Here is a 3,079-nt window from a genome sequence, read left to right on the forward strand (position 1 = left end):
CCGCCAGTTGATAAGATTTGGTAAGGTCTTGGTTGACCTCTTGAAGCAAGGCTTCCTTGGCGGTCAAGGTCACAAAGTTCTTAGCAGCATCAAAGGTAAGGGTATAATTTCCATTTTCTGACTGCGTTTTTTCCTTGTCAAAAGCATAGCCTGCTGGAAGGTAATCTTCAAAGGTGAGGCTTGTGGTTTTGGCTCGATTTGGAGAAAAAGCGTCTACGGTTAAAGGGTAAATGACCGTTGAATCTTTTGCGACCGTTTTGTCATGAAGGTTCACTTGGTCGGTATTGATAACTTCCTTAACAATTTCAGGAGTCGTTGTCAGACGATAGTCGTGATAATGAACCGTTGGCACTTGTGGTGCTTTTGGTAACGGTTCTGGCGTAGATTCTTTAGGCAAGGTGACCTTGGTAAGTGTTAGGCTAGGCTGAGTAACTTTCTCTAATGTTTTTTCCTTAAAGCTCACAGGTGGCTCTGGCGTAAAGGTTTTTGGGGTAAAGGTTTTTGGCACAACCTTAACGGGTTCTGGAACTGGCTCTAACTTTGGTGTCACATGTGGTTTTGGACTATAAGGTTTAACCGTCCGTGCAACTGGAAGGGTATTTAAGGCAAACCAATAAGAGAGACCAACATTTTGGGGCATATCCCCTTGACCAAAGGTCACCGTATAGGTGTTGCCTGATGTAACCGTTGAGACAATCGCTCCCTTATAGGCATACTTACTATATGACGTATCCCATTCTTCAGGAAGATTTAAATCACTGGCACGGTTTGACCCAAGTGAACGAGCCAAACCTTCGTTAGTCACTTGAATGGTTGAGCCATTGATAGGAACAAACTTACCTGATGTGTCTTTTACATACTCTAAACCGATGTCATTGTGGTTGAGTGAGGAATGAGTAAAGACACCTGGTTTTTCCTTGGTGAAGCTGACTTGTGAGCCATCTTCTAAGAAATACTTGGCCTTGACACGAAACTCCATCTTGTCTGTTCGCCAATTGCCTGTCCCATCATTACGGTAAGCGATAAAGCCTTCTGTTGGGTCATTTGGCACGACTAACTGCACGGCATTAGTTCCAGTTGGAGAAACAAGGTTCGTAATGTCATAGGCTACTTTTGTGATTTTCTTACCATCAAAGCGAGCATTTTGAAGATTTTGATAGGTAAAGGAAAGGGTTTCTCCCGTTTTGAAAGTATCATAGACAAAGAAACCAGTAGAATCTAGGATTTTAGAATACCCACCAAGCATAGCGTCACCTTTTGCAACGATACGATTTGGGTTTCTTGTATCAGCTGAATGGCGTGCTTGTGGTTCTCCATTATTCAAATTTAAAGCCTGAGCAAGAGCTTGTGAGATGTAGCCTTCCTCACCTTTTGAAATCTCAGCTAAATCACGTTTATAGCGATCCATTTCTTTGGCGTTGTAGGTATCAATCGCTTCATTTTCTTTCTTGGCGGCTTCTTCTTTTTCCTTATTGCGTTTCGTGATAGCAGCAATCTCAGCTTCACGGTCTGTGACTAATTTCTGTTGTTCTTTATTGTAGGCATCCACAGCAGCTTGACCAGTCTTATTTTCATCATCCACTACTTTTTGTCCGGCTTGATTACGTTTATCAATTGCTTCATTATCAGCCTTTGCCTTAGCAAGACCCGCTTCATTTTCCTTTTGAGTCACTAAGTTCTTTGCGACAATGGCATCTGCATCTTTTTTCTTCGATTTATATTCAGCTAGATTGTCCTTATTTTGCTTATCAATAGCAGCTACCGCAGAGGTATAATCCTGATAGCCTGAAACAGTTGAGCCATCTCCTGATGTTACGGTTTGAGTTGTAACGGTCACATTAGCCGACTGATTTTGGCCTTTGATTTTTGAAACTGTGCTATCCACTGACTGGTTCAAGGCTTTTCCTGCTTGAGTGGCGTCTTTATGACTAGCAGCCAACGCAGCATTCCCTTGTTCAACACGAGTTTTATCTTGTTCATAGGTGGCTTTATCTGCTTTATAGGTATTGGTCACCTGAGTGATGGCTTCAGCCTGCTTAGCAGCATCCGCTTCCGCCTTATCCAATTGCTTACTGGTCTCACTCGCAGAAGTTGTATTTCCCAAGTCCATAGGTTGGTCTTGAACAGTAGTAACTCCTTCAGCAGTTGCTTGATTGACAGCCTGTGTCACAACATCATGAGGAACCGTAACCGTGATAGCCCCATCTGATTGACCAGTTGAGGCAAGACTATCCTTCTGTTCAACAACTGGAGTTGGCTGAGCTTCTGGTAAGTTGGTCGCAGGATTATCTGTCAACTGAACGGCTTTATCTTGCGAGGGTGTTACCACTTCGTCAGCTTGTGCTACTTGGCCACCCCAAGCGACAACAGCCGTCACCATAGTTCCAAGAGCTACCGAACAGAGCGTACGGTACTTCTTACTTTTACGGAAGACATGTTTTTCTGCTTTTTCCTGATTGACTAAAAAGTGATGATGACATTGTTTGGTCATAAAAAGTCCTTCTTTTCTTTTGATAAGTAGTAACAATCTGTCACTCTCTCCCCATCATAAAAAAGACGACTTGATTTTGGTATCACATCAAAGAAGGACAAAGAAAAAAAGCTATCAGTAGCACTACCGGTAACTTCTGAAAATCCCAATAAAAAAGGAGAGGACTGACGCATCAGACCCTCCCAGAACCACTCTATAATGCCAAATTATGGTGAAATACTTCATTTATAATCTTTCTTCAGCGAACGTAAAGAAAAATTCATAACCCATCATCTGCAAAGTTCCTGTCAGCATACACTACTAACCCCCTAATTGATTTAAAATAATTGCCACCACTTCTACCGACTCCTCAAAACTAATTTCACTGGCATACCTAAATGATTTTTGATAGCGAGACCAAAGCTGATTCTGATAGTCAGAGCTACGGATTACCTCTAATTGACTTTCCCAATTTATCAAAACATCTAAGCTTTCTCTTTTTTTAGCAGTATTATTTAGAGCAGTTTTCAATATTGGGATATCAATCTCATCTTTTCGAAGGTGATACAATGTGTAGAGGTCATAGCGATCACGAGGTCTAGTTGAAGC

Annotated in this window: 2 protein-coding genes and 1 pseudogene; all 3 read right to left on the reverse strand. The window is 41.9% G+C overall.

From position 1 onward, the window contains the following. On the reverse strand, positions 1–2,491 hold a 2,491-nt coding region (locus tag J2S23_RS11205), incomplete at its 3' end, for a GbpC/Spa domain-containing protein (protein WP_307122784.1). Beyond that, positions 2,488–2,664, reverse strand: coding sequence for a hypothetical protein (locus J2S23_RS11210; protein WP_307122785.1), 177 nt, complete (start codon positions 2,662–2,664; stop codon positions 2,488–2,490). The genes J2S23_RS11205 and J2S23_RS11210, both read right to left, overlap by 4 nt. A gap of 127 nt (positions 2,665–2,791) precedes the next feature. Next, positions 2,792–3,079, reverse strand: a pseudogene (locus tag J2S23_RS11215) (hypothetical protein); the annotation flags it as partial.

It is taken from the genome of Streptococcus moroccensis, assembly GCF_030812835.1.
GTDB classification, from domain to species: domain Bacteria; phylum Bacillota; class Bacilli; order Lactobacillales; family Streptococcaceae; genus Streptococcus; species Streptococcus moroccensis.